Source organism: Brevundimonas sp. (genome assembly GCF_035627475.1).
Classification (GTDB): Bacteria; Pseudomonadota; Alphaproteobacteria; order Caulobacterales; family Caulobacteraceae; genus Brevundimonas.
Map to the genome: position 1 here is coordinate 1 of NZ_DASPLR010000011.1, position 23,063 is coordinate 23,063.

The window sequence follows — 23,063 nt, forward strand, 5'->3', positions numbered from 1 at the left end:
CGGTGGGGGTCATGGGCTGTGTCCTTTGCGCTCTCAAGCCAAAACAAGTGCGGGGCAACCTTGCTCGCCTCGCCCGAACGGAGTATGGATACGCCGCCCCGCGCCGGCAACGGTGGAGCGGGAGGATCGGCATGCCGCGCCTTGGGCGTCGGCGTCAAGATGTGGTGTGATTTATGGCGCGGATCGTCCTCAAGTTCGGCGGCACGTCGGTCGGCGACATCGACCGGATCAAGAACGTCGCCCGCAAGGTCGAGCAGGAAGTGAAGGCGGGCCACCAGGTGGCCGTCGTCGTGTCGGCGATGTCCGGCGTGACCAACCAGCTCGTCAAGTACTGCAACGACATCGACAAGCTGCACGACGCGCGCGAGTACGACGCCGTCGTCGCCACCGGCGAGCAGGTGACCACCGGGCTGCTGGCGATCGCGCTGCAGTCGATCGGCATTCCGGCCCGCTCGTGGCACGGCTGGCAGCTCCCCATCCGCACGGACGACACGCACTCCAAGGCGCGCATCGTCTCCATCGACACCACCGAGGTCGAGAAGCGGATGGCCGAGGGCGAGGTCGCCGTGGTCGCCGGCTTCCAGGGCGTCGCGCCGAACGGCCGCGTCACGACGCTGGGCCGCGGCGGCTCCGACACCTCGGCGGTGGCGCTGGCGGCGGCGCTGAAGGCCGACCGCTGCGACATCTACACCGACGTGGACGGCGTCTACACCACCGACCCGCGCATCGTGACCAAGGCCAGGAAGCTCTCCAAGATCACCTACGAGGAGATGCTGGAGCTGGCCTCGCAGGGCGCCAAGGTCCTGCAGACCCGTTCGGTCGAGATGGCGATGAACCATCGTGTGCGCGTGCAGGTGCTGTCCAGCTTCGAAGCGGCTGAGGGCAGCGCCCTTCCCGGAACTCTGGTTGTTGACGAGGACGAGATCGTGGAAAAGGAAGTCGTGAGCGGCATCGCCTACAGCCGCGACGAAGCGAAGATCACGCTGATCGGCGTGGAAGACCGCCCGGGCGTGGCGGCGGCCATCTTCGGCCCGCTGACCGACGCCGCCGTCAACGTGGACATGATCGTCCAGAACATCTCCGAGGAGACCCCCGGATGGTCGGGCAGGCCGAAGAGGCTGATCTTGGCCTCGTCGCGGCTGTAGGCCACGCCGCTCACGATGCGCTTCTCCACGATCTCCTCCTCGTCGCAGACGATGGTGCCCTGGCCGGGCGCCTCTCCGGGTTCGACAAAACTGGACAGCACGCGCACCGGCACCCGCTGGCTCATGGCCAGCTCGACCGAGCGGGTCTGCAGCACCTTGGCGCCGAGCGAGGCCATCTCCAGCATCTCCTCGTAGGAGATCTTGGCCAGGCGCTTCGCCTTGGATTCGATGCGCGGGTCGGTGGTGTAGACGCCGTCGACGTCGGTGTAGATGTCGCAGGCGCAGCCCAGGGCCGCGGCCACGGCCACCGCCGAGGTGTCGGAGCCGCCCCGGCCCAGGGTGGTGATCCGGCCGTCGCGGGTGACGCCCTGGAAGCCCGGCACCACGGCGATCTCGCCCCGATCGAGGGCGGCGCCCAGCACCTCGCCCGGCACGTCCTCGATGCGAGCGCGGCCGTGCGCGTCGTCGGTCAGGATCGGGATCTGCCAGCCCATCCAACTGCGGGCGTTCAGGCCCATGTTGCGCAGGGTCAGGGCCAGCAGGCCCGAGGTCACCTGCTCGCCCGAGGCCACCACCACGTCGTATTCGTCGTCCGAGAGCTCAATCCCCTGCGCGGGCCGCCCGGCTCCGTCGGTCCAGGCGACAAGCTCGTTGGTCTTGCCCGCCATGGCCGAGACCACCACCGCCACCTTCTTGCCCGAGGCGGCCTCGGCGGCGACAATGCGGGCGGCGCGGCGGATGCGCTCGAGGTCGCCCATCGAGGTGCCGCCGAACTTCATCACCAGCCGATCAGACCCTGGCCGCGTCATCGTGGCGTAGCGCTCCGTCTTGCAAGGAGAACCGTCCGGGTTCATCCCTCGGCCCATGGTCGCTTCTAACGAGACGCTGTCGGCGCGCAAACCCCAAAGCGGCGGGGATTCGAACGACCGCGCCGAAGGGCCCTCGATCGACCCGGCCGACGTGGCGCGTTTCTCGGCCCAGGCGGCGGAATGGTGGGACGCCCGCGGCCCGTTCGCGCCCCTGCACAGGTTCAATCCGGCCCGCCTCGCCTTCGTGCGCGACCGCGCCGCCGAACGGTTCGGACGGGACATCCGCGGCCACGCGCCGTTCGCCGGCCTGAGCCTGCTCGACGTCGGCTGCGGCGGAGGCCTGATCGCCGAGCCGATGCGGCGGCTGGGTTTCGAGGTGACGGCGATCGACGCCTCGTCCGAGAACATCGGCACGGCCCGTATCCATGCGGAGCAGCAGGGCCTTGACATCGGGTATCGCGCCGCCACCGTCGAACAGCTGGAGGCCGGGGGCTCCGGCCCCTTCGACGTCGTCCTGACGATGGAGGTCATCGAGCACGTCGCCGACCCCGAGGCCTTCGTGCGCACCTGCGCGCGACTGGTGAAGCCCGGCGGGATGATGGTGGTCGCCACCCTGAACCGGACGCTGAAGTCGCTCGCCCTCGGCAAGGTCGCGGCCGAGTATGTGCTGCGCTGGGTTCCCGCCGGCACCCACGACTGGCGCCAGTTCCTCAAGCCCGACGAGATCCGGCTGATGCTGTCCGAAGAACCGCTGGCCGTCAGCGGCCCGTACGGCCTCATCTACAATCCCCTGACCGACCGCTGGAGCGAGAGCGACGACGCCGGCGTCAACTACATGATGGTCGCCACGCGCGACTGAACCCGGTTCATCCGGCGTTCATGGACCTGACCTCGAAGTAACGGGACAGCCAAGCTTGGCGGTGAGATGAAGGGGCTCCCCTTCAACTCCCTCCCCGGAGCTCATCCATGAAACGCCTCATCGTCCTCGCCGCCGTCTCCGCCAGCCTGATGGCCTCGGCCTGCATCACCGTCATCGACGCCGACAGCGACGATCACGTCGGCTGGCACGGCCAGAACGCCCAACCCTTCGACGGCGCCCGCGAGGACTGCCGCGCCCGCACCGGCCGCAACGAGCACAGCGACGCCTTCGCCGCCTGCATGGCGGAAAAGGGCTGGACCCGCGGCGAGCACTAAAGCGCGCGGGCCATGTAGCGGGCGTCCGGCCCGTAGGCGGCCAGCTTCGCCCGCATCGCCGGGCTGTCGACGACCACGAAGCCGCGCCCTTCCCAGAAGGGCGCGGCGCCGTTCACCGCCACCAGCGCCAGCGCCGGCCAGCCGGCGGCCCTCGCGTCCGCGGCCAGCCGTTCGACGATCGGCTCCGACCATCCCTGCCCCCGGATGTCCGGGTGCAGGGCGAGGTCGTGCAGATACATGACCCCGGCGTCGTCGGGGATCGCCTCGATCAGGGTGTTCAGCGCCGGCGCCTCGTTCTCGCGCCACGGATAGGCGACGAGATAGCCCTTCGGCGCATCATCCCGGTCCGCCAGCACGAAACAGCCCGACGGGTTCAGGGCCAGCCGGTTGTCGAAACAGGCGCGGCCCTCGAAATGGTCCGGGAAGGCGACGAGGGCGATCTCCGCCACCGCATCGAGATCGCCCGGACTCATCGGCCGCCAGCCCGGGCGGGACAGCGGCTCCATCGAGGCCCGCCTCAGTTCAGCTTGGCCGGATCGGGCGGCAGGGGCGGCAGGGGCGCGCAGGGCACGCCGTCCTCCCTCAGCTTCTTCACCTCGGCGGGGGTGGCCTCGCCATAGATCTCGCGCTTCTCCGAGCGGCCCTCGTGGATGTCCCGCGCCTCGCGGGCGAAGGCGTCGCCGACATAGTCGAAATTCTGCTCGACATGGCTGCGGACCTCGCGGGCCATCTGCATCATCATGCCCTGCATCCTGGCCGGGTCCGGCGCCGCTGCGGCCTTGCGCGTCCCCGTCACAGCCGGGGCCATGATCTGCTTGCTGACCGATCGAGAACCGCAGAGGGGGCATTCGACCAGCCCGCGCGCCGACTGGTCGTCGTAGTCGGCCGAGGTCCCGAACCAGGCGTCGAAGCCGTGGCCGCCGTCGCACTGGAGGGCGTAGCGGATCATGACGCGGGGATAGCCGGGGGCGCGAAATCGCGGTCATGGGTCAGCTGGGGCACGGCGTTCCGCGCCCGCGTCACCGCGTCCAGGTCCAGGATGGCGGACAGTACGCCCGGCTCGTCGTGGTCGAGCCTCGCCACCACCTCGCCCCACGGCGCCACGACCATCGAATGGCCCCAGGTGCGGCGGCCGTCCTCGTGCTCGCCCGCCTGGGCCGGGGCCAGGACATAGCAGCCGGTTTCGATGGCCCGGGCGCGCAGCAGCGTCTCCCAGTGCGCCTCGCCGGTCGGCACGGTGAAGGCGGCGGGCACGGCGATCATCGCCGCCCCGGCCTTGGCGAGCGCCCGGTGCAGCTGCGGGAAGCGGATGTCGTAGCAGATGGTCAGGCCCAGACCGCCCCACGGCGTGTCGGCGACCACCGCGCCGTCGCCGGGCCGGATGGAGGCGCTCTCGCGCCAGCGCTCGCCGGTCGGCAGGTCGACATCGTAGACGTGCAGCTTGTCATAGGTCGCCACGACCCCGCCGTCGGCGTCGATCAGCAGCGAGCGGTTGGCGGCCCGGTCGTCGCCCGGGTGACCCGACCGCACGATGGCGGAGCCGATCAGCAACCAGACGCCCAGTTCGCGGGCCAGAGCCCGCAGTCCGGCAACCACCGTGTCGCGCTCCTGCGTCTCCAGAACCGCCTCGCGCGCCGCCCGGTCCTGGATCAGGAAATTGGTCGCCTCGGGCGTCAGGATCAGCTTCGCCCCGCCGGCCGCAGCCTGGCGGATCATCGGCTCCACATGCGCGAGGGCCGCCGCCGGGCCGGCGGGCGTGCGGGTCTGGATCAGGGCGACGGCGACGCTTGTCATCAGGCCGCGAGCAATGCGTCCAGCTCGCCCTTGCGGTCAAGCGCGTGCAGGTCGTCGGAGCCGCCGACGTGCTTTCCGCCGATGAAGATCTGCGGGAAGGTCATGCGCCCGCCCGAGCGCTGGATCATCTCCTGCTTCTTCGCCGGGTCGTTCGAGGCGACGATCTCGGTGTATTCGGCGCCCTTGCCGTCGAGCAGGGCCTTGGCGGCGTAGCAGTAGCCGCAGCCGGGTTTGGTGTAGATGACGATGTCGGCCAAGGGGGTCTCCGATTCTGTAACCGCTATGTAGGCAACTCCCGCGCAGTCCGCACCCGGGCGATGACGGCCAGGTCGACGGCGCGGGCGCCGGCCTCGATCAGCGCCCGGGCGCAGGCCTCGGCGGTGGCGCCCGTGGTCAACACATCGTCGACCAGAAGGATGCGGCGGCCCCTGACCCTCCGGCGGCCCTCCTCGCTGACGGCGAAGGCCTTCCTGACGTTGAGCCGCCGTCCCCGCGCCGATTTGCCGCCCTGGCTGGTCGTGTGGGTCTGCCGGACCAGGGCGTCCGGCAGGTAGTCCAGTCCGGCGCCGCGGGCCAGCGGCCGGGCGATCTCGGCGGCCTGGTTGAAGCGGCGCGACAACAGCCGGAACCGGTGCAGTGGGACGGGAACCACCGCGTCGGCCTCGTCCAGCAGCGGGGCGGCCGAGCGACTCAGCCAGCGGGCGAACAGCGGCGCGAACGGCTGGTGATCGCCGTGCTTGAACTTCAGGATCAGGCCTCGCGACGCCTCGTCGTAGACGCAGGCGGCCCGGGCGCGGGCGAAGGCGTAGGGCTGGGCCAGGCAGGCGGCGCAGCGCGGCGCGGCGAAGACGCCGCCGTCCATCTCGAAGCCGGCGCCGCAGCCGTCGCAGACCGGATCCTCGAGGAAGGCCACCCGGCTCCAGGCGTCCGGCGTCAGGCCCGCGGAGGCGGTGGCCTCGGGGCTGTCGTGGGCCAGGGGCGGCATCAGCAGGTCGGCCGCGGCCCGGCCCAGCGCGCGCAGCCCCAAAGCGACCCGCGCCCGGCCCGCTTCCAATCGGTCGCGCCAACCCCCATCCTGATGGGCCATGAACGCCTCCCCCGGTCCCCCCGAGATTTTCGACAGCCGACGCCGCGCGGCGAAGCTTGCACGGGGGCAGGAGGCTTTCCCCGCCGCCGACTTCCTGCACGTGCGGGCCGCCGAGAACGCGGTGAACAGCCTGGAGGTCATCCTGCGCGACTTTCCGGACGCCGTCGACCTGTCGGCCCGGCCCGGGCCGTTCGCGCGCCTGCTGGCCGACAGCGCCGCGGCCGGGCGGGTCGGTCCGGTCCGGGTTCCCGGCGACGAGGCGGCCCGCGCCGCCCCCGGCGCGGCGCCTCTGGGTCTGGCCGACCAGTCGCAGGACCTGATCGTCTCCCTGATGAGCCTGCACTGGGCCAACGACCTGCCCGGGGCGCTGGCCCAGATACGCCGCGCCCTGCGGCCCGACGGTCTGTTTGTCGGCACCCTGCTCGGGGCGGGCACGCTGAAGGAGCTGCGCGCGGTGCTGACCGAGGCGGAGCTGGAGGTGCGCGGCGGAGCCCAGGCCCGGGTCTCGCCCTTCGCCGACGGCTTCGACGGCGCGGCCCTGCTGCAGCGGGCGGGGTTCGCCCTGCCCGTCTCGGACGTCGACCGGCTGACGGTGCGCTACCCGGACCTCTACGCCCTGGTGCGCGACCTGCGGGCCATGGGCGAGACCAATGCGCTGGCCGGCCCGATCCGGCCGATGACCCGGGGCCTGCTGGCGCGGACGGCGGAACTCTATGCCGAGCGTTTCGCCGACGCCGACGGACGGATCCGGGCGACCTTCGAGATCGTCCACCTGGCCGGCTGGGCCCCGCACGAAAGCCAGCAGAAGCCGCTGCCGCGAGGCTCGGCCAGGGTCCGGCTGGCGGACGCCCTGGGCGTCAGGGAGTGGACGGGCGAGGAAGACTGACCGGGCGGGGCCGCCTCAGTTCGCGCCGATCGCCGCCGCCAGCTTGCCCATCGCCTCGTTGAACGTGCCCGTGCCGGCGCCGGCGAAGGCGGAAATGCCCGCCAGGGCCACCAGGAACACCAGGGCGATGATCAGGCCGTATTCGATCGCGGTCGCGCCGCCTTCATCGGTCCGGAACCGGGAGAGCAGAGCACGCATGGGCCCCCTCCTTCGGCGGCTAGAGCAGGTCGCGCAGCCAGGCGACCAGGGGTTCGTCGGCCGGAGGCATCGGGTAGTCGGCCAGCTGGGCAGGCCGCACCCACTTCAGAGCCGCGTGCTCGCGGTTCCGAACCACCCCCGACCAGCGTCGGCACAGGTACAAGGGCATGAGAAGGTGAAAGGAATCGTAAGCGTGACTGGTGAAGACGAACGGCGCCAGGCAGGCCTCGTTCACATCGATGTCCAGTTCTTCCTTCAATTCCCGGATCAGCGCCGCCTCGGGCCGCTCGCCGGACTCGACCTTGCCGCCGGGGAATTCCCACAGTCCGGCCAGCTGCTTGCCCTCGGGCCGTTGGGCGATCAGCACCCGCCCGTCGGCGTCGATAAGGGCGACGGCCACCACCAGAACGGTCGGCAAGCCCTCGCTCACGAGCGGTAATCGCCGTTGATCTCGACGTAGCGCTTGGTCAGGTCGCAGGTCCAGACGGTGGCCGACGCCCGCCCCGAACCCACGTCGACAGTGATGTCGATCTCGGCGTTCTTCATATAGGCGCTCATCCTCGCCTCGTCGTAGTGGGGCGACGGCGCGCCTTCGATCGCGGCGACGTGGGGGCCGAAGCGGATGGCCAGACGGTCGCGGTCGACCGGTTCCTCGGTCTTGCCGACGGCCATGACCACCCGGCCCCAGTTGGCGTCCTCGCCGGCGAGGGCGGTCTTGACCAGGGGGCTGTCGGCGATCGACTTGGCCAGCTTGCGGGCCGAGGCCGGGCTGGCGGCGCCGTCGACGGTGATCTTGACGAATTTCGTCGCCCCCTCGCCGTCGCGGACCAGCTGGTGGGCGAGGTCGAGCATGACCCTGTCGAGGGCGCGGGAGAAGTCCTTCAGCCGCCGGTCGCCGACCCGGCCGATGCGCGGCGCGCCCGACGCCCCGGTGGCGAACAGCAGGCAGGTGTCGTTGGTCGAGGTGTCTCCATCCACCGTCACGCTGTTGAAGGTGGTGCGCACGTGCAGGCCCAGCATGGCCCTCAGCACATTGGGATGGATGTCGGCGTCGGTGACGATGAAGGCCAGCATGGTCGCCATGTCCGGCGCGATCATGCCCGAGCCCTTGGCGATGCCGGCGATCCGGACCCTGTGCCCGTCGATCTCGCATTCGGCGAACGAGCCCTTGGGGAAGGTGTCGGTGGTCATGATGCCCTGGCCGGCGCGCAGCCAGGCGTCGGCGCTCAGCCCGGTCTCGACGTCGTTCAGCCGCGCCGCGATCTTGCGGTCGTCCAGCACCACGCCGATCACGCCCGTCGAAGCCAGCATCACGTCGCGCTGACGGCAGCCGAAGCGTTTGGCCACCTCGGAGGCGGTGCGGCGGGCGGCGTCGGCCCCCGCCTTGCCGGTGAAGGCGTTGGCGCAACCGGCGTTGACGACCAGCGCCCGCACGTCGGAACCGCCGCCCTCGGCGTCGAGATGACGGCGGCACCAGTCGACAGGCGCGGACCCCACCTTGTGCCGGGTGAAGACGCCGGCGCAGGTCGTGCCGGGCGCGAAGCGGAACACCACCAGATCGTCGCGCTCGTGCTTGTAGAAGCCGGCCCGGGCGGTGGCGATCTCGACGCCGGCGATCGGCGGGATGTTCGGGAAGCTCACCGCCAGCGGCGACACCTGCAGGCCCGGCTTGCCCGGGGCGGCCGGGGGACGGGCCGGCGCGGTGGCGCGCTTCAGGGCCGTGGCCAGGGGATCCAGCGCCTTCTCCAGCGCCTGCTCGATCTTCTGGCCGGTCGAGCCCCGGCCGGCGTCGGGCGCGCGGCTCATGAAGCCTTCGCCGGAGCGGGAGCCGGGGCGGCGCGCGCCGGGCCGGCGGCCGGCGGGGTGGCGGCCGGCGGGGTGGCCGCGGCGGGCGCCTGCGCGGCGGCCGGAGGTCTCGCCGGGGCGGAGGCGGGCTCCTGCGAAGCGGAGTCTCCGTTCAGCAGGACCTCGACCTCGGCCTTGCCGCGAAGCTGTTCCAGCAGGGCGCGGACCCCCTCATAGGTCAGGTAGCGGACGATCTGCGGCCGCGCCTGCTCCAGGGTGGGCGGCGTTTCCTTGCGCCGGTCCTCGACCCGCAGCACGGCCCAGCCGCCCTCGGTCTGGAACGGTCCGACCGTCGAGCCGGCCGGCTTGTCGCGCAGGGCGTTGGCGTAGGCCTCGGGCATGACGTCCAGGGTGCGATAGCCGAGGTCGCCGCCGGAATAGCGGGTGGCGTCGTCGATCGAGCTCTGGGCCGCCACCGCCTCGAAGGCCGCGCCCTGGGCGAGGATGCCGACCACGGCCTCGGCCTCCTCGCGGGTGCGCGACAGGATCAAGCGGGTGCGGATCTCCTCGGAGGTCTCGGCCAGGCGCAGCTGCTCCTGGTAGAGTTCGGCGACCTTGCGGTCGGTGATCTCGCCGTTCACCACCGTCTCAACCAGCATGTCGCCGAGGATGCGCTCGCGCGTCGCCGCCAGCCGCCGCTGGGCGATGGCGGAATTGTCCAGGCCGCGGCGCTCGGCCTCGCGGGCCAGAAGCTTCTGGTCGATGACCTCGTCCAGCACCCGGCGGAACAGGTCGGAGGTGACGTCCAGCGGCTCGCCCTCGCCGACGAGGCCCTGGGCCACGGCCTCACGCTTGACGTCGGAAGCCCAGATGGTCTCGTCCTGCACCCTGGCCACCGCGCGGTCGCCCGGCTCGGGCGGGCGGTCGGAGCCGCCGCCGCCACTGCAGGCGGCCGCCATGAGAACCGCCGCGAGGAGCGCCGGGAACAGGGCGCGGGCCAGAATCCGGGGCTGGATGGCGTGCATTTCGGGCGTGCTCCGTCACGGGCGGCAAAGGCCCTCGCGTTGACAGGGATAAGGCCGGTGCTTAAGTCCCGCCTGCGCCCAAGTCGAGGGGTTTTCGAACGTTCGCGCGACCCTTGCGCGCGCCTGAGACAGGCGCACCGGGCCGCCGCCGCCGAGGCCTCGCCCCGGGCGCCGCCGCCGCCGCTCCTTCGGGACCGTTCCAGTACCAGAGCCCCAGCCGCTCGCCCGCCTTCGGATCATTCATGCTCGGCATCGCCAAGAAGATTTTCGGTTCCTCCAACGACCGCAAGGTCAAGGAATTCATGGGCCGGGTGCAGAAGATCAATGCGCTTGAGGCCAAATACGCCGCCCTGTCGGACGACGAGCTGCGCATGATGACCGACGCCTTCCGCGACCGCCTCGCGGCCGGCGAGACGCTCGACAAGCTCCTCAACGAAGCCTTCGCCGTCGCCCGCGAGGCCTCCAAGCGGGTTCTCGGGCAGCGGCAGTACGACGTCCAGCTCACCGGCGGCATGATCCTGCACGACGGCGGCATCGCCGAGATGCGGACCGGCGAAGGCAAGACCCTGGTCGCCGTGGCCCCGGTCTACCTCAACGCCCTCGCCGGCAAGGGCGTGCACGTCATCACCGTCAACGACTATCTGGCAAAGCGCGACGCCGAGTGGATGGGCCGCGTCTACCGCTTCCTCGGCATGGACGTCGGCGTCATCGTCAACGGCCTGTCGTCGGGCCAGCGCCAGGCGGCCTACGCCGCCGACATCACCTACGGCACCAACAACGAGTTCGGCTTCGACTATCTGCGCGACAACCTGGTCTATGACCGGCGCGAGATGGTCCAGCGCCCGCACCATTTCGCCATCGTCGACGAGGTCGACTCCATCCTGATCGACGAGGCGCGCACCCCGCTGATCATCTCGGGCCCGACGGAGGACCGCTCGGACCTGTATCTGACGGTCGACGGGATCATCAAGGAACTGATCCAGGACAAGTCGACCTACGACCTCGACGAGAAGCAGCGCCAGGCCCTGCTGACCGAGGAAGGCTCCGAGAAGATCGAGGAGATCATGGAGGCGCGCGGCCTGTTCGCCGCCGACACCACCGGCCTCTACGACGCCGCCAACATCAGCCTGGTGCACCACATCAACCAGGCGCTGCGCGCCAACACCCTGTACCAGAAGGACAAGGACTACATCATCAAGGCCGGCGAGGTGATGCTCATCGACGAGTTCACCGGCCGCATGATGCAGGGCCGCCGGCTGTCCGAGGGCCTGCACCAGGCCATCGAGGCCAAGGAAGGCGTCAAGATCCAGCCCGAGAACCAGACCCTGGCCTCGGTCACCATCCAGAACTATTTCCGCCTCTACGAAAAGCTGTCGGGCATGACCGGCACGGCCGCGACCGAGGCCCAGGAATTCCTCGACATCTACAAGATGGACGTGCTCGAGGTGCCGACCAACCGGCCCGTCAAGCGGATCGACCACGACGACGAGATCTTCCGCACCGCGGCCGAGAAGAACATGGCCATTGCGGGCCTGATCGCCGAATGCCACGTCAGGGGTCAGCCGATCCTCGTCGGCACGGTCTCTATCGAGAAGTCGGAAACCCTGTCGGACCTGCTCAAGACCTTCGAGTACGAGGTCACGGTCAAGACGCTGAAGCCGCAGCACCAGCACCTGCTGGACAAGGTCGCGAGCGACGACGACAAGGTCCGGCGCGAGGCGAAGAAGGCCTACCAGGCCCTGAAGGACGAGGACTTCGACATCGAGGTCAAGCGCGGCAAGGGCATTCCGCACAGCGTCCTGAACGCCCGCCAGCACGAGCAGGAAGCCTATATCGTCGCCGAGGCCGGCCTGCCGGGCGCGGTCACCATCGCCACCAACATGGCCGGCCGCGGCACCGACATCCAGCTTGGCGGCAACCTGGAAATGAAGCTGCAGAAGTGGCGCCAGGACCAGCGCAACATGGGCGTCGAGGTCACGCCCGAAATGGAAGCGGCCATCGAGACCGAGTTCAAGGCCGAGATCGCCGTCCAGAAGGCGAAGTCCCTGGCCGCCGGCGGCCTGTTCGTGCTCGGCACCGAACGCCACGAGAGCCGCCGCATCGACAACCAGCTGCGCGGCCGCACGGGCCGTCAGGGCGACCCGGGCACGTCGAAATTCTTCCTGTCCTGCGAGGACGACCTGCTGCGCATCTTCGCCGGCGACCGTTTGGACGCCATCATGCGCAGCTTCGGCGTCGCCGAGGGCGAGGCCATCAGCCACCCGTGGCTGAACCGCGCCGTCGAGACCGCCCAGAAGCGCGTCGAGGCGCGCAACTACGACATCCGCAAGAACCTGCTGAAGTACGACGACGTCGTGAACGACCAGCGCAAGGCCGTGTTCGAGCAGCGCCAGGAGTTCATGGACGCGACGGATCTGTCCGAATTGGTCGCCGAGTTCCGCAACGACGTGATCAGCGACCTGATCGACAGACACATGCCGCCCAAGGCCTATGCCGAGCAGTGGGACATCGACGGCCTGAGCGAGAAGGTGAAGTCGACCCTCGGGCTCGACCTGCCGCTGCACGAATGGGCCGCCGAGGAAGGCGTCTCGAACGAGGAGGTCGAGGAGCGGCTGATCGCCGCCGCCGACGCCCGCGCGGCCGAACGGCTGGAGTTGATCGGGGCGGAGCAGACGCGCGGCCTCGAGAAGCAGTTCATGCTGCAGATGATCGACATGCAGTGGCGCGAGCACCTGGTGCACCTCGACCACCTGCGTGGGGTCATCGGCCTGCGCGGCTACGGCCAGCGCGATCCGCTGAACGAGTACAAGACCGAGGCCTTCAACCTGTTCGAGACGCTGCTCTACGAACTGCGCCACAAGGTCACCCAGTGGCTGATGACGGTCGAGTTCCGCTTCGAGACCGCGCCGCCGATGGAGCTGCCGGAGTTCCAGGAAATTCACCTGAACCCCGGCACCGGCGAGAACGAGATGGCCGATCCGATGGCCCAGCTGCCCGAGGGCATGCTGCAGGGCGAGGATCGCGCGCGCCTGCCGGTCGAGATGCTGCCCGCGGGCTGGGAGCGGACGCCGCGCAACGCCGACTGCCCCTGCGGCTCGGGCCGCAAGTTCAAGCACTGCCACGGAAGCCTGATCTAGGGCGCCACGCTCGCGTACCGCCTCGTCGGGGAGGATCTGCGGCCGCTCGCTGCTTGAGCGCCTTGCCGCGCCCCGCTATCGACCGACGGAGCTGTTCGCCAACGGGAGAGACTGATGGCCGCCCGCAAGGACCTCTTCTCCCGCGCCCTGTCGCTCGACCCCGAGCGGCTGCATTTCGCGGCCCACAGCCATCACCTGTGGCCGGACGCCAGCTTCGACGGCCAGGTGCGGGCCTGGGTGGAGGCCAACCAATTCGCCGACCGCAAATGGGACCTGATCTTCGGCGAGATCGTGCCGGAGGCCCAGGGTCACGTGGCCCGCGAGCTGAACCTGCCGTCGCCGGACTCGGTGGTGTTCGCGCCCAACACCCACGAACTGTTGCTGCGCATCGTCTCCGGGCTGGAACGCAGGCCCGCCCGCATCCTGTCCACCGACGGCGAGTTCCACTCCTTCCGCCGCCAGTCCCAGCGCTGGGAAGAGGCCGGAGAGGCCGTGGTCACCCGCGTGCCCCTGCAGCCTTTCGATACCTTCGGGGAGCGCTTGGTCGAGGCCGCCCGAGCGGGTCAGGACGGGGGCGGATTCGACCTGATCGTGGTCAGCCAGGTGTTCTTCCGGACCGGCCAGTTGTTCGACCGCATCGGGGACCTGGCCGCCCTGGCCGACCCGGCCGGGCCATGGGTGATCCTCGACGGCTATCACGGCTTCATGGCCACGCCGACCGATCTGTCGGCGGTGGCCGATCGCATCTTCTATGTCGCCGGCGGCTACAAATACGCCATGTCGGGCGAGGGCGTCTGCTTCCTGCACGCGCCGCCCGGCTTCTGTCCGCGCCCGACGATCACCGGCTGGTTCGCCGAGTTCGGCGATCTGGAGGGACCGCCCGGCGGCGTCCAGTACCGCACCGACGGCGGCCGGTTCTGGGGAGCCACCTTCGACTCCAGCGCCCTGTACCGCTTCAACGGCGTGCGCCGGACGCTGGACGAAGCGGGCCTGACCACCGCCGTCGTCGCCGATCACGCCCGCGGCCTGATGCAGCAGTTCCAGGATGCGATCGCGGCGGGAGACGCCGGCCGGCTGGCCGGGGCCGAACTGATCAACCCGGTCGTCGACGGGTCCGCGCGGGCGCGCTTCCTCGCCTTCCGCCACCCCGACGCCCAGGCGTGGCGGGCGCAGCTGCTGGCGGCCAACGTGGTCGCCGACGTGCGCGACGACACCATCCGCTTCGGCTTCGGCCTCTATCAGGACGAGGCGGACGTGAAGCGCCTGGCCGAGGTCTGCCAGCGGGTGCTCTGAGCGGCCTCAGAAGAAGGTCGTGTCTTCCGACTTCTTCGGCTCGGGGGCCTTGCGCGGCGCCGGCGGCGCGGCCGGGCGAGCGGGCGCGGGCGTGACTTCCGGCGCCGGCGTCACGCCCGGCGCCGGAAGGGGCTGGCCGCTGACGGACGGGACCGGCGGCAGGGTCGGATAGGGCAGGCTCTCGGGGCTGCCGTCGCCGGGATACGCCACCGGCGGAGGCACGCCGTCCACGGCCACCGATGGCGGCTCAACCCGGTCGGGGGCGCCGAGATCATCGCGCACGAAGGCCCAGGAGCGGCTGTCGGAGCAGGCGCAGGCCTTCATGAAACCCTCGCGGTCGCGCCAGATGATCAGCGGGTAGCGCGTCCGCAGGCCGGCGCCGCCGAGGTATTCGCTCAACTGCGCGGCGAAGGCGCGGCCCGCGTCGACCACGGCGGTCCGGGCCAGGCTGCCGTCGGCCGCGGGGATGCCCGCCGCGGTCCAGTTGTTCGAGGGCGTCGCGGTCCAGCGCTGGTACAGGGTCCAGTCGCGCGTCAGCCAGAGCTCGGCCACGGTGGCCCGTTCCGCCGCCGTCGACTGGCTCAGCCCCTCGCGGTCGGGGCGGGCGAAGACCACGATTCGCACCTCGACCCCGGCGGCGCGCAGCTTGGGCGCCTCCTCCTGCTCGTAGCGCTGCATGGCCGCCGAGTCGCGGTAGCCGATGATGTAGAGCGGCTCGCCCCCGCCCCCCGACGACAGCCACGAGGACTCGTCGAGCAGATTCTGGATCGCGCCCTGGTTCTGGGTCACCGTCACCGGCTGGAAGCGGGCGTAGAAATGCTGGTAGGCCCAGACGCCGGCGATCGCGAGGACCAGGCCGATCAGGGCCGCCAGGGCAGACCAGACGAAAAAGCGACGCATGCGGGGGAGCGCTCCAGCTTCACTGTTCACACAGCTTAACGCCTAGCACTGAATTGCGATGCGGCGCACGCCCGTCAGGCGAACCTACTGCATCGTCGGGATGACGAAGCTGGAGTCCGCGTGCTCGAGCTCGCTGTCGGGCCAGCGGGCGGTGACGGTCTTGACCTTGGTCCAGAACTTCACGCCCTCCATGCCGTGCTGGTTGGTGTCGCCGAAGGCCGAGCGCTTCCAGCCGCCGAAGGTGTGATAGGCGACCGGCACCGGGATCGGCACATTGATGCCGACCATGCCGACATTGACCCGGGCCGCGAAGTCGCGGGCCGCGCGGCCGTTCTGGGTGAAGATGGCCACGCCGTTGCCGTACTGGTGCCTCGACGGCAGGTGCAGGGCCTCCTCGAAGCTGGCGGCCCGGACGATCTGCAGCACCGGGCCGAAGATCTCCTCCTTGTAGGACTCCATCTCCGGCGTGACATTGTCGAACAGCGACGGGCCCATGAAGTAGCCGTTCTCATGGCCCTGCAGACTGAAGTCGCGGCCGTCGACGACCAGTTCGGCCCCCTCCTGCACGCCCTTCTCGATCCAGCCGGCGACCTTGGCGCGATGGGCGGCGGTGACCACGGGGCCGTAGTGGGCGTCGGGATCCGTCGAGACGCCGACCTTCAGGCGCGGGATCTCGGCGACCATGCGCTCGCGCAGTTCGTCGGCGGTTCTCTTGCCGACCGGCACCACCACAGGCAGGGCCATGCAGCGCTCGCCGGCGCTTCCGAAGGCCGCGCCCGACAGGTCCTTGATGACCTGGTCCATGTCGGCGTCGGGCAGGACGATGCCGTGGTTCTTGGCGCCGCCCATGGCCTGAACGCGTTTCCCGTGCTGGGCGCCCATCTGGTAGACGTAATGGGCGATGTCAGAGCTGCCGACGAAGCTGACCGCGTGGACCTTCGGATGGGTCAGGATGGCGTCGACGGCGGTCTTGTCGCCGTGCACCACGTTCAGCACCCCGGCCGGAGCGCCGGCCTCAATCATCAGCTCACCGAGGCGGACCGGCACCGACGGATCGCGCTCCGACGGCTTGAGGATGAAGGTGTTGCCGACGGCGATGGCGACGCCGAACATCCACATCGGGATCATGGCCGGGAAGTTGAACGGGGTGATGCCCGCGACCACGCCCAGCGGCTGGCGCATCGAATAGACGTCGATGCCGGGGCCCGCGCCCCAGGTGTATTCGCCCTTCAGCGCGTGCGGGATGCCGCAGGCGAACTCGATCACGTCGAGGCCGCGCATCACGTCGCCCTTGGCGTCGGCGATCACCTTGCCGTGTTCGGCCGACAGCATCGCGGCCAGTTCATCCATATTGGCCTCGACCAGGCGCTTGAACTCGAACATCACCCGCGCGCGGCGCTGGGGATTGGTCGAGGACCAGCCGTCGAAGGCGTCCTGGGCCGTCTGCACGGCGCGGTCCATCTCAGCGGCCGTGGCCAGCTGCACCCGCGCCTGCACCTCGCCCGTGTTCGGATTGAACACGTCCGAGAAGCGGCCCGAGGCGCCGGTGAAGGAGGCGCCGCCGATGAAATGGTTGATCTCGCGCATGCTGAAGCGGTTCCCAGGCTGGTTTATTGTGGTTGGCGGCGGTTTAGACCGATGATCCTGCCCGCGCCAGTGCCCGCCCGCGAGGATCGGCCGTGTCAGACCGCCGCGTCGAACAGGGCGTCGCGGGCGACGTCGGCCTTCAGCATCGGGAAGAAATGGGTGCCGCCCTCGACGGTCTCGACCGTGACGTGCGGCATGCCGCGCGGCCGGTCCGGCACATGGCAGGTCGAGCCCGCCTCGGCCTTCAGGATGCGCACCGGCCGGTCCAGCCGCTTCAGCGCGCGCCACGGATCGTGGCTCTGGGCCGCGTAGTTCGACGCTTCCCAGTCGGGGGGACAGGCCAGGGTCAGGCCCCGGGGCGTCTCGACGAGGCCGTCGGCCAGATAGTCGGCGAGCATGATCTCGGGCCAGCCGCGGAAGGCGCCGCGGCCCGCATAGGCGGCCATCGCCTGTTCGCGGCTGTCGAAGACCGCGCGGCGGCGGCGGGCGCTCTTCACCAGCGGGATTCGCGAAGCGATCCGGTCCAGCAACGGCAGATGGAAGGCCATGACGGTCCAGCGGCGCCAGATCACGGGATCGAGCAGGACCAGTTTCGCGGCCCGGGCGGGGCGTTCGGCGGCGGCCAGCAGCGCCGCCGTGCCGCCCATGGAATGCCCGGCCAGCACCGGCGGCGGACCCTCCAGCGCATCGAGCAGGGCGACCAGGTCGTCGCGGTGGTCGTGCCAGCCGCGCCGACCCGCCGGATCGGCCGGCAGGGTGGTCAGCCCATGGCCCCGCAGGTCGGGCGCCCAGATCCGCAACGATCCCGAAAGCGGGGCCAGCAGCGTCCGGTAGGTCATGGCGTTGAAGCCGTTGGCGTGGACGAAGACCAGGTCGACCGGCCGCTTGGCGTCGCCGAAATCCAGCACGTTCATATCGCCCGCGCCCCACCGGTTGGCCACCGGCAGTCTCAGGCGACGAGGCGGGGAAATCCGGATCGCGTCCATGGCTTTCAGATAGGCGCTGGGACAGGCGAGCGCCAGCCGCCTACTGGCAGGCGGGGCAGCGCCCGTGCGCCTCGATCGTGGTGCGCTCGATGGCGTAGCCAGCCGCCTCGGCGGCCCGGCCGAGGTCGCCCGCGACGGGCGACGACACCTCTTCGGTGGCTCCGCAGCAGTCGCAGATCAGGAAGGCCGCGGCGTGGTCCCGCCCGGCCGAAGTACAGGCCACATAGGCGCTGATCGAGGCGATGCGGTGGGCCAGCCCCTTGCGCTCGAGAAACTCCAGGGCGCGGTACACCGTCGGCGGCTTGGCCGGCTGGCCGTCCTCGCCGAAGCGGGCGATCAGGTCATAGGCCTTCACCGGCTCCCCGGCCTCGAGCAGCAGGGTCAGCACCCGCAGGCGGGCGGCCGTCATCCGCTCGCCCTCGGCGGTCAGGCGATCGTCGGCGGCCGCAAGGGCGCGTTCGACCTCCGCCTCGCCGGGCGGGCCGTCGGCATGGTGATGGTGGCAGGCGTCGCCCATGGGTCACAGCTAATCGCTCGGCCGGCGCGCCGCAACGGCGGGCTTGACGACCTGTGATGTTATTTCATAACAGTCTGCCCATGACATCGCACCGCTCCCTCCTCCTCGCCGCCGCCGCCTCGACCGCCTTCGGCGGAGCCGCGGTCGCGCAGACCGCCTCGCCGGAGGCGTCCGAACCACCGCAGGTCCGGGTCGACGACGTCATCGTCACCGGCACGCCCTTCGGCGTCACCGACCGGGCCAGCCTGCTGGCGGTCGACGTGCTGGACGAGGAGGACCTGGCCGTGGCCCCGGCCGCCACCCTGGGCGACCTGGTCAATGGCCTGCCCGGCGTGCGCAGCACCAATTTCGCGCCGGGAGCGAGCCGCCCGGTGATCCGCGGCCTGTCGGGGCCGCGCGTCCAGGTCCTGACCAACGGCCTCGGCATGATCGACGCCAGTTCGGTCTCGCCCGACCACCAGGTGGCGGTGGATCCCGGCGAGGCCCGGCGCATCGAGATCGTTCGCGGCCCCTCGACCCTGGTGTTCGGCGGCTCGGCCATCGGCGGCGTGGTCAACATCATCGACGACCGGATTCCCACCGAGCGGCCCGAGGGCCTGGACGGCCACGTCTCGGCCCAGGCCTCGACGGTCGACGACGGCGCGAGCTTCGGCGCTCGGCTGAAGGCCAATGCCGGGCCCCTGGTCCTGACCGTCGACGGCTTCACCCGCGACGCCTCGGACTACGACATTCCGGTCTTCGCGGAGTCGCGGCGCCTGCTCGACGAGGAGGGCGAGACGCCCGGGCCGGAGCGCACCGTCGGCAACTCCTTCGTCCAGCTGGACCAGTACGGGGCCGGCGTCAGCTGGATCGGCCCGCGCGGCTATATCGGCGCCTCGCTCAAGCATGTCGACACGACCTATGGCGTACCCGGCCACGCGCATGAGCCGGATCCGCTGGATCCGGACGCGGAGGAGGAACACGTCTCGATCGGGCTGGAACAGACCCGCTACGACGTGCGTGGCGAACTGACCTTCGACGCCGGTCCGTTCAGCGCCGCCCGCCTGTCGGCCGGCTGGGCCGACTACGCCCATACCGAGTTCGAGGGCGATGAGGTCGGCACCCAGTTCTTCTCGGAGGGCGTCGAGGGCCGCTTCGAACTGATCCAGCGCGAACGCAACGGGTGGCAGGGCGTCATCGGCGCCCAGCTGCTCGACCGCACCTTCGACGCCATCGGGGACGAGGCCTATGTGCCGCGCACCGACATCAGCGAGCAGGGCCTCTACACCGTCCAGCGCTTCGACCGCGGCGGCCTCGGCTTCGAGGGCGGCCTGCGTCTCGACAAGCGTTCGCTGGAGAGCCTGGCGGGCGATCGCGACTTCACCAACGTCTCCGCCTCGGCCGGCCTGTTCTTCCGCCCGTCTGCGCCCCTGTTCCTCGGCCTGAGCATCGCCCGCAACGAGCGCGCGCCCAGCGAGGTCGAGCTGTTCGCCGAGGGCGCCCATGTCGCCACCGGCGCCTTCGAGGTCGGGAACATCGACCTCGACTCCGAGGTGGCGACCTCGGTCGAGGCGACCCTGCATTTCGCCCGGGGCGCCTTGCAGGCCGATCTGCACGCCTATGCGGCGGACTATGACGGCTTCATCGACCTGCGGCCCACCGGCGTGGACGACGTCGATTCCGGCCTGCCGATCTTCGAATATGTGCAGACCGGCGCGGAATTCCGGGGCTTCGAGGCCGAGGCCGAGTACCGGCTCTGGGAGAGCGGCGACCGCAGCCTGGATCTCACCGGGGCCGCCGACTGGGTCAGGGCCACGACCGATCTGGGGCCCGCCGCGCGCATCCCGCCCTGGTCCATCACCGCCGGGCTCGAATGGGCGTCGAGGCGCTACGACGCCGGTCTGGAGGTGCGTCATGTCGGGGAGCAGGACCGCACCGCCGCCTTCGAACGCCCGACCGACAGCTACACCCTCGTCAGCCTGAAGGGCGCGGTGCGGCCGTTCGTCGACCGCAACGTCACCCTCTTCGCGGAGGCGTCCAACCTGACCGACGCCGAGGCGCGCGAACACGCCAGCTTCCAGAAGGACATCGCGCCGATGCCGGGACGCAGTCTGCGCGCCGGGATCACCTGGCGCTTCTGATCCTCCTGCAACGGGCAGGGGAACCCCGTTTGCCGCCCGGCGCCGTCTGGGCTAGAAGCGCGCTTCCCTCTTTTCATCCAGAGCACGTTTCGCGTCCATGACCGACACCACCGCCAACGCCGCCCCGCTCTCGGGCAATGTCCTGTTCTACGGCAAGCCGGAGCCGCTTTCGCTCGAGGCGCACGGCACCCTGGGCGTCGAGGGCGTCGAGCAGCCCTACGCCTTCGTGGCCAGCACCAATATCGTCCCGGTCACGGTCACCGAGTTCGCGCCCGCCGCCCTGACCTATCCGGTGATCTTCGTCGGCGAGGCGAAACAGCCGGTCGCCGTCATGGGTCTGCGCCAGGGCGAGAACCTGTTCGTCAGCGACGCCGGCGCCTTCAGGGCCGAGGCCTACATCCCGGCCTATGTGCGCCGCTACCCCTTCGTGTTCGCCAACGACGAGGTTCAGAAGCGCCTGATCCTGTGCGTCGACCGCGACGCGCCCTTCATCAAGGAAGGCGGCGCCAACCCGCTGTTCGTCGATGGTCAGCCCTCGCCCTACACGCAGCAGGCGATGGAGTTCTGCAACAATTTCGAGCAGGAGCGGCTGCGCACCGAGGCCTTCGTCAAGCTGCTGACCGACCTCGACCTGCTCGAGACCCGCGAGGCTGTCTTCACCCCGCGCAACCCGGACGGCGCCGCCGGCACGCCGCAGAAGATCGCCGAGTATTTCGCGGTCTCGGAAGACAAGCTGAAGGCCCTGCCGGCCGACAAGCTCGCCGAACTGCGCGACAACGGCGCCCTGGGCCAGATCTACGCCCATCTGGTGTCGCTGCTGGGCTGGGACCGCCTGATCGCCATGGCCTTCCAGAGGGCCGCCGAGGCCCAGGGCGCCGCCGGCAACGCCTAGGAAGGCAGCAGGCGCCAGGCAGCAGGCATCAGGGCGGCCCGTTTCGGCGGGCCGCCCTTTCGCTATGCACCGCCTGCCTGCTGCCTGCTGCCTGCGTGCTACCTTCGGGCCAGCAGCGCCCGGGTCAGGCAGGAGAAGACCAGCCGTCCGGCCTCGTCGAGCAGGTCGTGCTGGGCGATGACGATGCCCTTCTCGTCGCCGACGGGATCCTTGCCCATCACCGTCATGCGGCCGCGCATCAGCTCCCCCGACGGCGGATTGCGCAGGTAGCGCAGGCCGTCGACGGCCAGCACCTTGGACTGGGCCCAGCCCGACACCTTGTCGGCGAACAGCCGGCTCCACAGGGCGTAGACCATGGCGTCCGGCGCGCCATAGGAGACGTCCCAGCCCGGCGAGAAGCGTTCGACGAAAGCGTCCATCGCCGCCGGGTCGACCATGCACGCGCCGAGCGGCACGACCTCGCCCACGGCCAGATCCTCGAAATGGACGTGGAGCGGTTCGCTCATCGGAAAGCCCTCAGCCGGCGGGCTCTTCGGACACCCGCACCAGAAGCTTGCCGTCGTGGTCGCCGGTGAACAAGCGGTTCAGCGAATCCAGCGCGTTCTCCAGGCCGTCATCGACGTGGACCTTCCACTTGATGGCGCCGTCGTTCAGCCACGGCCCCATCTCGGCGGCCATCTCGCGGCCGCGGTGGGCGTAGTCCAGCACCAGGAAACCCTGCACCGTCAGCCGATGGGTGATGATCCGGGCGAAGTTCGGCGACGGGGGCGCCTTCGTCGCATTATAGGCCGAGATCAGGCCGCAGACGGCCATCCGGCCGTGGGTCTTCAGCCGGTTGAATACGGCGATCATGATGTCGCCGCCGACGTTTTCGAAATTGAGGTCGACACCGTCGGGCGCGAGCCGGTCCAGAGCCTCGCCGACATCCTCGTTCTTGTAGTCGATGGCGGCGTCGAAACCGAGATCCTCGGTCAGCCAGCGGCATTTGTCGGGCCCGCCCGCGATGCCGATGACCCGCGCCCCGCGCGCCTTGGCCACCTGGCCCGCGATCGAGCCGACCGCGCCGGCCGCCGCCGAGATCACCAGGGTCTCCCCGGCCTGGGCCTTGAGCACATCGGTGACGCCGAAATAGGCGGTCATGCCGGTCATGCCGAGCACCGACAGGTTGGCCGTCAGCGGCAGACCCGGAGCGCGATGGACCTGGCGCAGCTGCATCTCGGGCACGACCGCATAGTCGGCCCAGCCGCCGGACAGGGGCGTGACGATGTCGCCGACGCGGAAGCGGCTCGACCGGCTCTCCTCGACGACGCCCAGGGTCAGGCCGCGCATCACCCCGCCCAGCGGCACCGGCGGCAGATAGCCCTCCGCGTCGTTCATCCAGGTCCGGTTGGTCGGGTCCAGCGACAGGTAGACGGTGCGGACCAGAACCTCGGACTCGTTCAGCGCCGGCACAGGCGCCTCGACCAGCTCCAGGTCGCCCGGCTGGACGAGACCGCGGGGACGCTGGCGCAGCACCCACTGACGATTGACGCGAGCCATGGCCGTCTCCTTGTCTGGCGCTATCGCCCTCTGGGCTGCTTGAGCGCACGTTTTCTTTCAGGACGCGCCATCATGACCGGGCCGCGCGGCCTGTCCAGCGCGGCGCAAAGAAAAAGGCGGGCCGCTGAGGGCCCGCCTGAAGTGGCATCATCGAGAATGAGGCGCGGAG

At 70.2% G+C, this 23,063-nt stretch carries 22 protein-coding genes and 2 pseudogenes; 8 read left to right on the forward strand and 16 right to left on the reverse strand.

Annotation, left to right across the window (positions count from 1 at the left end; translation table 11 throughout):
* Nucleotides 1-173: 173 nt before the first annotated feature.
* A pseudogene (locus tag VEA62_RS02420) lies at nucleotides 174-1,076 on the forward strand (aspartate kinase); the annotation flags it as partial.
* Here VEA62_RS02420 and VEA62_RS02425 read toward each other — a convergent pair.
* Nucleotides 1,073-1,954 (reverse strand): annotated as a pseudogene (locus VEA62_RS02425) (aspartate kinase); the annotation flags it as partial. The pseudogenes VEA62_RS02420 and VEA62_RS02425 overlap by 4 nt on opposite strands.
* 55 nt (nucleotides 1,955-2,009) lie before the next feature.
* Here VEA62_RS02425 and ubiG point away from each other — a divergent pair.
* Together ubiG and VEA62_RS02435 are read left to right on the forward strand one after the other, a co-directional pair.
* Nucleotides 2,010-2,813, forward strand: a complete 804-nt coding sequence (ubiG, locus tag VEA62_RS02430) for a bifunctional 2-polyprenyl-6-hydroxyphenol methylase/3-demethylubiquinol 3-O-methyltransferase UbiG (protein ID WP_324817924.1) — start codon at nucleotides 2,010-2,012, stop codon at nucleotides 2,811-2,813.
* Between the two features lie 107 nt (nucleotides 2,814-2,920).
* Nucleotides 2,921-3,148: a hypothetical protein gene (locus VEA62_RS02435; RefSeq protein ID WP_324817927.1), complete on the forward strand. Its 228-nt coding sequence runs from the start codon at nucleotides 2,921-2,923 to the stop codon at nucleotides 3,146-3,148.
* Here VEA62_RS02435 and VEA62_RS02440 read toward each other — a convergent pair.
* Genes VEA62_RS02440 through VEA62_RS02460 form a run of 5 tightly spaced genes read right to left on the reverse strand, consistent with a single transcriptional unit; the run spans nucleotide 3,145 to nucleotide 6,029 of the window.
* The gene (locus VEA62_RS02440) at nucleotides 3,145-3,654 is read right to left on the reverse strand and encodes a GNAT family N-acetyltransferase (protein WP_324817929.1); all 510 of its coding nucleotides are present in this window, start codon (nucleotides 3,652-3,654) and stop codon (nucleotides 3,145-3,147) included. The genes VEA62_RS02435 and VEA62_RS02440 overlap by 4 nt on opposite strands.
* Before the next feature lie 11 nt (nucleotides 3,655-3,665).
* Nucleotides 3,666-4,097, reverse strand: coding sequence for a DUF1178 family protein (locus tag VEA62_RS02445; RefSeq protein WP_324817932.1), 432 nt, complete (start codon nucleotides 4,095-4,097; stop codon nucleotides 3,666-3,668).
* On the reverse strand, nucleotides 4,094-4,942 hold the full coding sequence (locus tag VEA62_RS02450; protein ID WP_324817934.1) for a carbon-nitrogen hydrolase family protein: 849 nt from the start codon (nucleotides 4,940-4,942) through the stop codon (nucleotides 4,094-4,096). The genes VEA62_RS02445 and VEA62_RS02450 overlap by 4 nt, the downstream gene beginning before the upstream one ends.
* Nucleotides 4,942-5,199: a glutaredoxin 3 gene (gene grxC, locus VEA62_RS02455; protein WP_324817937.1), complete on the reverse strand. Its 258-nt coding sequence runs from the start codon at nucleotides 5,197-5,199 to the stop codon at nucleotides 4,942-4,944. The genes VEA62_RS02450 and grxC overlap by 1 nt, the downstream gene beginning before the upstream one ends.
* Before the next feature lie 23 nt (nucleotides 5,200-5,222).
* Nucleotides 5,223-6,029, reverse strand: coding sequence for a ComF family protein (locus VEA62_RS02460; protein WP_324817940.1), 807 nt, complete (start codon nucleotides 6,027-6,029; stop codon nucleotides 5,223-5,225).
* Between VEA62_RS02460 and VEA62_RS02465 the strand changes: the two genes are divergently transcribed.
* The gene (locus tag VEA62_RS02465) at nucleotides 6,028-6,915 is read left to right on the forward strand and encodes a methyltransferase domain-containing protein (protein ID WP_324817943.1); all 888 of its coding nucleotides are present in this window, start codon (nucleotides 6,028-6,030) and stop codon (nucleotides 6,913-6,915) included. The genes VEA62_RS02460 and VEA62_RS02465 overlap by 2 nt on opposite strands.
* A 15-nt stretch (nucleotides 6,916-6,930) precedes the next feature.
* Here VEA62_RS02465 and VEA62_RS02470 read toward each other — a convergent pair whose 3' ends face one another.
* Genes VEA62_RS02470 through VEA62_RS02485 form a run of 4 tightly spaced genes read right to left on the reverse strand, consistent with a single transcriptional unit; the run spans nucleotide 6,931 to nucleotide 9,923 of the window.
* The gene (locus VEA62_RS02470) at nucleotides 6,931-7,113 is read right to left on the reverse strand and encodes a Flp family type IVb pilin (protein ID WP_324817945.1); all 183 of its coding nucleotides are present in this window, start codon (nucleotides 7,111-7,113) and stop codon (nucleotides 6,931-6,933) included.
* A gap of 19 nt (nucleotides 7,114-7,132) precedes the next feature.
* Entirely contained in the window at nucleotides 7,133-7,531 is a 399-nt protein-coding gene (locus VEA62_RS02475; RefSeq protein WP_324817948.1) for a (deoxy)nucleoside triphosphate pyrophosphohydrolase, read from the reverse strand.
* A gap of 8 nt (nucleotides 7,532-7,539) precedes the next feature.
* Nucleotides 7,540-8,919, reverse strand: coding sequence for a bifunctional glutamate N-acetyltransferase/amino-acid acetyltransferase ArgJ (gene argJ / locus VEA62_RS02480; RefSeq protein WP_324817951.1), 1,380 nt, complete (start codon nucleotides 8,917-8,919; stop codon nucleotides 7,540-7,542).
* A complete protein-coding gene (locus VEA62_RS02485) occupies nucleotides 8,916-9,923 on the reverse strand; it encodes a peptidylprolyl isomerase (protein ID WP_324817954.1) in 1,008 nt (335 codons plus the stop codon). Before VEA62_RS02485 ends, argJ begins: the two co-directional genes overlap by 4 nt.
* A 242-nt stretch (nucleotides 9,924-10,165) precedes the next feature.
* On the opposite strand from VEA62_RS02485, the gene secA reads away from it, so the two are divergent.
* On the forward strand, nucleotides 10,166-13,060 hold the full coding sequence (gene secA / locus VEA62_RS02490; RefSeq protein WP_324817957.1) for a preprotein translocase subunit SecA: 2,895 nt from the start codon (nucleotides 10,166-10,168) through the stop codon (nucleotides 13,058-13,060).
* Between the two features lie 114 nt (nucleotides 13,061-13,174).
* On the forward strand, nucleotides 13,175-14,353 hold the full coding sequence (locus VEA62_RS02495) for an aminotransferase class V-fold PLP-dependent enzyme (protein WP_324817959.1): 1,179 nt from the start codon (nucleotides 13,175-13,177) through the stop codon (nucleotides 14,351-14,353).
* A 6-nt stretch (nucleotides 14,354-14,359) separates the two neighbouring features.
* Here the strand turns inward: VEA62_RS02495 and VEA62_RS02500 are convergent, their stop codons facing one another.
* The 4 genes from VEA62_RS02500 to VEA62_RS02515 form a co-directional block, all read right to left on the reverse strand.
* Nucleotides 14,360-15,253 carry a hypothetical protein gene (locus VEA62_RS02500; RefSeq protein WP_324817962.1) on the reverse strand — a complete coding sequence of 298 codons (894 nt, stop codon included), beginning with the start codon at nucleotides 15,251-15,253 and terminating at the stop codon, nucleotides 14,360-14,362.
* Nucleotides 15,254-15,337: 84 nt separating this feature from the next.
* Nucleotides 15,338-16,840: a CoA-acylating methylmalonate-semialdehyde dehydrogenase gene (locus VEA62_RS02505; RefSeq protein ID WP_324817964.1), complete on the reverse strand. Its 1,503-nt coding sequence runs from the start codon at nucleotides 16,838-16,840 to the stop codon at nucleotides 15,338-15,340.
* Between the two features lie 95 nt (nucleotides 16,841-16,935).
* On the reverse strand, nucleotides 16,936-17,826 hold the full coding sequence (locus VEA62_RS02510; RefSeq protein WP_324817966.1) for an alpha/beta hydrolase: 891 nt from the start codon (nucleotides 17,824-17,826) through the stop codon (nucleotides 16,936-16,938).
* A 40-nt stretch (nucleotides 17,827-17,866) separates the two neighbouring features.
* Nucleotides 17,867-18,343, reverse strand: a complete 477-nt coding sequence (locus VEA62_RS02515; protein WP_324817969.1) for a Fur family transcriptional regulator — start codon at nucleotides 18,341-18,343, stop codon at nucleotides 17,867-17,869.
* An 80-nt stretch (nucleotides 18,344-18,423) separates the two neighbouring features.
* Between VEA62_RS02515 and VEA62_RS02520 the strand changes: the two genes are divergently transcribed.
* Nucleotides 18,424-20,463, forward strand: coding sequence for a TonB-dependent receptor domain-containing protein (locus VEA62_RS02520; protein ID WP_324817971.1), 2,040 nt, complete (start codon nucleotides 18,424-18,426; stop codon nucleotides 20,461-20,463).
* 97 nt (nucleotides 20,464-20,560) lie between these two features.
* Complete coding sequence (locus VEA62_RS02525; protein WP_324817974.1) at nucleotides 20,561-21,355, forward strand: SapC family protein; 795 nt, start codon at nucleotides 20,561-20,563, stop codon at nucleotides 21,353-21,355.
* 98 nt (nucleotides 21,356-21,453) lie between these two features.
* Here VEA62_RS02525 and VEA62_RS02530 read toward each other — a convergent pair whose 3' ends face one another.
* On the reverse strand, nucleotides 21,454-21,861 hold the full coding sequence (locus VEA62_RS02530) for an acyl dehydratase (protein WP_324817976.1): 408 nt from the start codon (nucleotides 21,859-21,861) through the stop codon (nucleotides 21,454-21,456).
* Between the two features lie 10 nt (nucleotides 21,862-21,871).
* Nucleotides 21,872-22,894 (reverse strand): NADP-dependent oxidoreductase, encoded by a 1,023-nt coding sequence (locus VEA62_RS02535; RefSeq protein ID WP_324817979.1) that lies wholly within the window; start codon nucleotides 22,892-22,894, stop codon nucleotides 21,872-21,874.
* Nucleotides 22,895-23,063: the final 169 nt, after the last annotated feature.